This is a genomic window from Methanomethylovorans sp., assembly GCF_050177135.1.
GTDB lineage: Archaea > Halobacteriota > Methanosarcinia > Methanosarcinales > Methanosarcinaceae > Methanomethylovorans.
Genome location: NZ_JBFXHJ010000106.1, coordinates 1 through 7728 on the forward strand (window position 1 = coordinate 1; position 7728 = coordinate 7728).

Genomic DNA, 7728 nt, shown 5'->3' on the forward strand with positions numbered 1-7728 from the left:
AGGTAAAATACCGTGTTCTTTGAACCATTTTCTATAAAATGAGGACTTATTGACGGCGTATTTCACAGTGTATCGAATACGCTCATCTATCAATGTATCCAGTTCTCCTCTCTCCATGGTCTCTATGGAAGGATCGTGATAAGGTCCTGATGACATGTGTTCCTACTCCGGTCGGTTATATATCCTATTATCTGTTTTCAGGTGGTTTAAGCATTTTCATCATCTTGCTGGTCTTTGTTGTTGGCATATTACAACTGTAACTAATTTGAAATGAGCATGTTACATTTGACTTCCAATTATTCTTGAAGGCTTATGTAAAGCCCACCAGCCCGATCGTACCAACCTTCTAATCTGGCCGCTAATTTCATCAAGTAATCTCCTTATATCGAAAATGCTTATATTTAGATAATGTGATTTTTGTACTTAATTTTTTACCTATAACGCTCTTTTGATTTTGATTGCGCAGTGATCTCATTATTCTACAATTATCAGCACAAAGCTTCACCCGCCGGCAATTCATTGAAGACGATTTGATACACAAAAGATCTCTACTAACTGATGATTCGAATCGGTTGCTGATCACATTATGTAAACTGAACTTCAACCCAGGTTTTTAAAATGTTTCAGATCTCTTTTTTACAAACAACTGCACTATATTGAGTGAATATTGTGCAACAGGACACTGATTCCATAAAACCATAAGATTAGATGAAAATTTGAGCAACAAACTTAGGTCTGCACCAGTATCATTGCTTTGTGACTAAAATAGTACTTCTCCGGCCAAGCCAATTCAACATGCAACCTCCGCAATCTCTGAAAAACTTTATAAGAAGTCTTTGGTAAAGACTTCTGCCTTCAACCCACCAAGCCTATCAACTTCATGCTTTCCTTGGCCCTATCCTTCTCTGTCGAGTTGCAGACGGCCGTTAAAGGTAGGCACATAGTCAATGTTAAAGGTTCATTTTTCGATCTTGCTTTTTAAGGTATCTATTCATGTATCTCATGTATTTTATCAACAAAGCTGATATTGTTCTCATGCTGAGCAGCCACTTATGATCAAACTCGACAAACAGAAATTCATTACATGTATCTGATATATTATCTCCGTTCGAGAATAGTGAATCATAGCATATAGATAGGTGATATTCGTCTCGGAGGAAGTTTGGATCATCTTGCATTTTGAAGAACAAAGACCAATTATGTCTATGGGCTCTATGCAGTTGATGTAGTTCTTATCACGTTTGTTATTACTCTCGATTTCCAAAACCATATTACTTCGATGTAATATCCCCATAAGTTTTAACAAACAACTCTCGCTTCATAAGCAATCTTAGTGCCAAAGCATGTAGACTTTTTAGTTACCCCACACCGAAAAAACATCGGTCGGGGTTTTTTTACTACTCTGTGGCCTATGCAAAGGCTTGCCTCTGGCAAGCCGACCTGGCAAGGGATGCTATAGGTGTGTGAGTGGATAATGGAACAGTGTGATGTGATAAAATTACTAAAACTCAGATGGAGAAGAGCCAAATAAGCCCTTGATCTATGTAGTTCTAGTATTTGCTATCCCTTTAATTAACGTTGATTATTGTCCGTTGGTCCTGGATAGCCACTATCAACATACCTCTGTGTTGGTAAACTCATTTATAGCGGCTATACATGTCCCCACTATTTAATGAACTGTAATGAATCAAGTACAATGGACAGTTAAGCTTCTTATCTGAAATCTTGGTGTTTTCAACTCATCCTCTAATTTTACGATACAATAGTCAATTGAGGCAACTGATATTTTTGATTATACTTAGTGTCCTATGCAAGGACTTGCCTACAGGCAAGGACGACCCGACAAGGGATGTATAGGAATTTGAGCGGATGATGGGACAGTATTATGAGTTTAAATTATTAAAACTAAAAAGGAAAAGGTTCAAAAAAGCCAAGAATTGATGTAATTTTAGTGTTTTATACCGCTTTTCGATAAACTAAACAATAATTGCTCTTTATTTGTGCAATCAAGGTAAGGATAAGTATCAAATTTTAGTAAACCACTATCCATTTAACCTAAAATCGATGGTCAAATTCGTAAAGAACGAATGAATAAGAGTTTTTTAAGGGCCAATTTCGAGAAACCAACAACTATTTACCTGCTAACCTGGCACCAGAGCAACTATGAGGGGAAAAGCAGGAGTGTTTAGTAAGAAACAAGTTTCAGATTCCTGCATTTATCCATTTTTCTGATGTCAGGATTATAATTTGCATTACCATGATGCTATTTCAAAACATGTAGCCAATATCCACAAACAAAAGTCCAAGAGCTCCAAAAGGCTTATAGTTGCGCAATTCTCCAGATATGAGCAGAGTTTCTGTAGTTTCAGAGAAAAGCAAGTACAGAGACTACAAAAGCATTGAAAAGAACTTTTATTATGCAAAAACCAGATCCTTACATTTCCAGAACCTATAAATAATACTAAACTAAATCATAATTAATATGTTCCGTAATTTTATTAATCGAACTCAAGAGCTCGAATATTTGAACAAGGAATACAGTTCTGGAAATTTCTCTTTCACGGTGATCTATGGTCGTCGGCGGGTTGGAAAGACAGAACTGATCCAACATTTCGTACAAAACAAGCCACATATCTATTTCTTGGCAGATATGAGGGGTACGCAGTCCAATGCTCTCAGGTTCAGGAAGAGAGCTTCAAGCCTGTTCGATAATGTTGAGCCTGCTGCTGACACTTTTGATGAGGTGTTTGAATACATCCGAAAGCAGTGGAAAAAAGATGAAAAGCTTGTCATAGTGATCGATGAGTTTTCTTATCTGGCACAGGTAGATGAATCCATACCATCGGTGTTCCAGCTCATAGTTGATGAAATTCTAAAAGACGGACCATTCCACCTGATCCTCTGTGGTTCTTCTATTTCTATGATGGAAAAGACCACACTTGCTCATTCCAGCCCGTTGTATGGCAGGAGAACTGGCCAGATGCAGGTCATGCCTCTGCTTTTACAGCATATGCAGGGTTTTTTTCCGGGATTTGAAGCCGATGAGCTTATGCAGGTATATGGAGCAACAGGTGGTATTCCATTTTATCTCAGGTTCTTTGACCCGGATAAAAGCTTTTACGAGAATGTGGAGCATTCAATATTTTCCAAAGAAGCTGTGCTCTATGCTGAAGGTGACTTCCTCCTTCGTGAGGAACTAAGGGAGCCTGCTACCTACATGAATATCCTGTATTCCATTTCCAAAGGCGCAACAAGGGCAGGAGAAATTGCTGCAGGAGCGTTTTTGGAAACCAAGGACCTGTCTTATTATCTTGATACGCTCATAAAGCTTGGGTTTTTGAGGAAAGAACACCCGGTGGCAGAGAAGTTGTCTACCCGAAAGACCATTTATTCAATAGATGATCCTTTCTTACGCTTCTGGTTCCGGTATGTACTGGTTCACAGGGATTCCATTGAGACAGGTGATGTATCATCTGTTAGAGAAGACCTCGATAAGAGCTATGACCGTTATCTGGGAGAGACTTTTGAGCAGGTGGGGAAAGAAATGCTTATGTATCTCAACCTGCAGGGTAAGCTTCCCTTCAGGTTCAGATCTATAGGCAGACAGTGGGGTAAGATCCCGAATATGCCAAAAGGGAAAAATGACTATGAGATAGACATAGTTGTCCTTGATCAGGATTCAAAGAACATCCTTTTCTGCGAATGCAAATGGCAGAAGCAGAAAACAGATGCTGATGTTTACTTCAGCCTCAAGGAGAAAGCCAGCCATGTAAAATGGTTCTTGGAGAGGAACGAGCATTTTGCCCTTATCAGCAGGTCGGGTTTCACAAAAAGGATGTATGAGATCGCCGAAAAAGAAAATGTTTTGCTGCTGACATTGGATGGTTATCTTTCATCCGGGGATAAATGAGGAATGAGTATTTCATCAAACCTTTGGTTATATGTCATTGGTGGAATAAAATTTCAGACCTTGATTGCTTCCTCTACTGGTCTTTAAAATGTTCTCTGATCTGTTTTTACAAACAATTGAACTATCAGACCTTAATATTGCACAACAAAGAACTGGTCCAATACAACCGTAAAAGGGGTGGGAAATTCGTGCAACAAACTTTAGTTTGCACTGACATTAGTGCTTTGTGACTAAAATCGGAGTTCTCCGGCTAAGCTAATTTAATATGAGGTTCAGGCAATCTTCAAAATACTTTATAGAATGTCTTTGGTGAAGACTTCTGCCTTCGACCCACAAACCTATCAACTTCATCTTTACTTGTCCCTATGCTTTTCTGTCGCGTTCCTGGTGGCCGTTAAAGGTAGGGGCACGGTCAATGTTACAGGTCCATTATTCGGTCTTGCTTTTTAAGGCACCTGTTCATGTCTCTCATGTATTTTATCAACAAAGCTGATATTGTTCTCATGCTGAGCAGCCATTTATAATTAAAATTTACAAACAGAGATCCATTGTATGTATCTGATGTATTATCTTTATCCGAAAATAATGGATTATAGCATATGATTAGTTGATATTCGTCTTGGAGGAAGTTGGAATCATCTTGCATTTTGAAGAACAAAGGCCAATTATGTCTATGGGCTCTATGAAGTTGATGTAGTTCTTATCACGTTTGTTATTACTACCGATTTCCAAAACCATATTACTTCCAGGTAATATCCCTAAAGTTTTAACAAACAACTCTCACTTTAGAAGTACAGATTATAGTTAAACACTCATTGTTTGTAACTTATGAATGCAAAAATCGCATTCAACAGATTGTGATGTACATACCATAAGTTTCAAACGAACGGTTAATAACTATAATGGATCTCCACAATATTGAGTGGGTAAATTCGTATGGGATTTGGAATAAAATAGTATTCTGATTTACTGACCATATCTTGGCTGCCAGGATCAGTAATTTCACATGATTTCGATTCTAAACGTCAACAGGCATTTGGCATACAGAGAATTGTTCTCCTAAAAAAGATTATTAATGTATTGGTATTGAAATCACCCACACGATGTTGAAGAGAACCTTATTTTTAATGTAGACAGGATACAGTATAATTCAACAACAACTTTATATTATCTTAATCTAATTAAAAATCGATGCGAGTAACTGTTTTCACGGAAGAATCAGGAATAAAATTACCAGAAATTAAAAAGTGGAAGAATTCACTCGGCAGGGGAAGAGATATTGGTAAAGATAAAGAGATAAAAGCATTACTTGAAGAAAACAACCTTTCTCTACCACAGCACAACATTGAATTAGAAAAAAGGTATCGTGAGATTTTGCAGGACTACTTAAGGCCTGCAAGAACAATGTTTGCTGGTATGTTTACCGAAGTTCGTGATTTCAAAGATAATTTGTCTAATTACAATATATCCCTTTACATAATATCCGGCAGATATGGCCTTTTGGGAGAAGATGAAATTATAATACCTTATGTCTCCAACATCTCTAGTACTAATGATATTGAGATTCTTGACAAAAGAACCGATTTTAGTCAAAGAATCCTGGAAAAAACTACAGAATCAAATATCGTAATTATACTCTTGCCAATACAGTTTATCAGTTATCTATTAACTATAGATTGGTTTTCTCTTTTAAACTCTAATTCTACAATTGTGTTGGTTACAAGCAAGCACTTTAAAGAAAAGTTTTCTGATATGCCTAATATTAAACTATTGGAAAGAAAGGGTGTTGCAAGAATGGGGTCATATAATCGAGAAGAAATAATTTCAATTATTGAGTCTGTAAACGAATAATTACTTGTGTAGATCCTATCATTTTTTGCATAATGAAAGTACAGTTATCGAGCCAGAATAATAGTAAAAGTACAATATTACTTTTCCTTTAATTCCAAATAATCCTCATCAACCCCATAATGAATTATGTTAATTCGATTTGTTTTTTGCAAAATGGAAACAGCTGTTATTACTGGTACTTGGAACGGGAAAAGCGCAGGCGAACTTGTTATCATTTTCAAAGAACATTTTCCTTCCTGCATTGCGTATAGTATTGATTCGATAAGTAAAACAGATGTATCTTTCTCAAGCATAGGGAACTGTTTTGCTCTTTTATAACATCCCTTACACTCCGAATCCTTCAAAACATCCCATACTACAAGAGAGCGAATTACATATCTTGCGTATCTACTGACGGTTTGTCTATCACCATACTGCTCTTTAAGCCTGTTGATTATCTGCTGGTGAGTAACTATTTCTTGGAGATTCAATAACCTTCCAATATGCAAAGCTACATTAAACCAAAATGGATAAGCTGCCGAGATCATAGCCCAGTGGATTGCAAGAGCTTGAGAGGGATACTTGCTCAGCATTGAAAGTGCTGAATCACGAAGGGGCATGATTTCTTGATCAGGTGATACCCAGATTTTCATTAAAATATTGACAACAAACTTACATGTGTTCTCACTACGCAATTCTTCAGAGCCATTGCCTCTGTGGACTATAAGATAATCTTTCAATTCCTTACGTATCGATTTTTCATCCATTCCTGCAAGAAGCATACTGGATGTTTTCTCCATCCATTCATAGCGAATAACCTGTTTTATACCAATGGTGTCGTGCCTTTCACTCATTAATGAATCCTCTTTTCAAATATCACCATAGGTACGATGACTTCTTCTATGGAGATTCCACCATGCCCGACTATGACTTCCCCTTCCTTTACAAATGCATCGCTCCCTTCAGCCAGCAGCGGGAAATAATTGGGAGGTAACCCTATAGGATCCCATTTAACTGCAAAAGGTAATGTTTTGGCAACTGAATCCCTCAGTTCAGAAGTTGGATAAACCCTTACTCTTTCACCTCGAGTTTCAGCTATAACTCCCTCAGATGGACGTCCTTTTCCATTACATTCAATATTGCCGTGGTCGGATGTTAGCCACACCTGGAAATCATTATCTAAAAGGTATCCGATAAGAGAGGAAAGAAATCCTTCCTTACACCATTGTTTGATCTGATTATGCATGCCTGCAGTACCTAACTGCATTCCATGCATTATCTTGTCAACCTTATCAACAACCAGACCAATGACTTTGGATTGATCTAGATTCAAGTTTTCATCAAGGATTTCACTGGCATTGCCATCTCCCAAACTGCGCTGGTAACCAATTTCCAGACGTGACAAACCCAGTTCTTCCCAGAACTGCCGCCATAGATTGCTTTCATTGTTTGTTGTGTTAATCGACATTGGATAGTAAACAGGTGGTCTACCCGAGAAAGCTGCCTGCCTTGATACGGAAGTCAATGTAGGTATCCAGGCAAAAGTCGCTGATTCTCTCATGACAAGACCAGGGTCTTGTTCATGGAGGATTTTTCTGATAGTGACCCATTGGTCAAGGGAAAGACCATCGACAACAACAAGAGCTAACTTCATGTCTCCCTCAGATTCCAGTTCTCTTGCCATACGACGAGGAACATGGTGAAGCATTGCAGGATTTGTCGGAGGAAGGTTGATCAGGCCAGCATAATGTCTGATAAGCCAATTTGTAAAGTTGGTATTTACAAGATCACTGATTTGCGTGTATTTTTCCAGTTTTTCCCTTTGATCCGTTGTATGAATCAGAGCTCTTAATTCTGCCCATTTCATCGCGAAGTCGATCCATTCTAAGTAACGGGATTCATGATCAGGAAGCGTTTTTTCTATAATCTCAAGAAGGCTGTTTATACGAAGCTTGGGATCACTGTCACGTGTTTTAGATATGCCGCTA

Annotated in this window: 4 protein-coding genes; 2 read left to right on the forward strand and 2 right to left on the reverse strand. The window is 38.0% G+C overall.

What is annotated here, in order from left to right; translation table 11 throughout:
• The first annotated feature begins 2482 nt into the window (after positions 1-2482).
• Together AB7U21_RS08760 and AB7U21_RS08765 are read left to right on the forward strand one after the other, a co-directional pair.
• Entirely contained in the window at positions 2483-3910 is a 1428-nt protein-coding gene (locus AB7U21_RS08760) for an ATP-binding protein (RefSeq protein WP_428388368.1), read from the forward strand.
• 1191 nt (positions 3911-5101) lie between these two features.
• Positions 5102-5761, forward strand: a complete 660-nt coding sequence (locus tag AB7U21_RS08765; protein WP_428388370.1) for a hypothetical protein — start codon at positions 5102-5104, stop codon at positions 5759-5761.
• A gap of 77 nt (positions 5762-5838) precedes the next feature.
• Here the strand turns inward: AB7U21_RS08765 and AB7U21_RS08770 are convergent, their stop codons facing one another.
• Both AB7U21_RS08770 and pglZ read right to left on the reverse strand, forming a co-directional pair.
• Positions 5839-6594, reverse strand: coding sequence for a hypothetical protein (locus AB7U21_RS08770; protein WP_428388372.1), 756 nt, complete (start codon positions 6592-6594; stop codon positions 5839-5841).
• Positions 6594-7728 (reverse strand): BREX-3 system phosphatase PglZ (pglZ, locus tag AB7U21_RS08775; RefSeq protein WP_428388374.1); only part of this gene is annotated, 1135 nt, incomplete at its 5' end. The genes AB7U21_RS08770 and pglZ, both read right to left, overlap by 1 nt.

What these genes read in the sequence shown, in the direction of transcription:
- AB7U21_RS08760 (WP_428388368.1), top strand. Translation starts at nt 2,483, where the DNA reads ATGTTCCGTAATTTTATTAATCGAACTCAAGAGCTCGAATATTTGAAC.
- AB7U21_RS08765 (WP_428388370.1), top strand. Translation starts at nt 5,102, where the DNA reads ATGCGAGTAACTGTTTTCACGGAAGAATCAGGAATAAAATTACCAGAA.
- AB7U21_RS08770 (WP_428388372.1), bottom strand. Translation starts at nt 6,594, where the DNA reads ATGAGTGAAAGGCACGACACCATTGGTATAAAACAGGTTATTCGCTAT.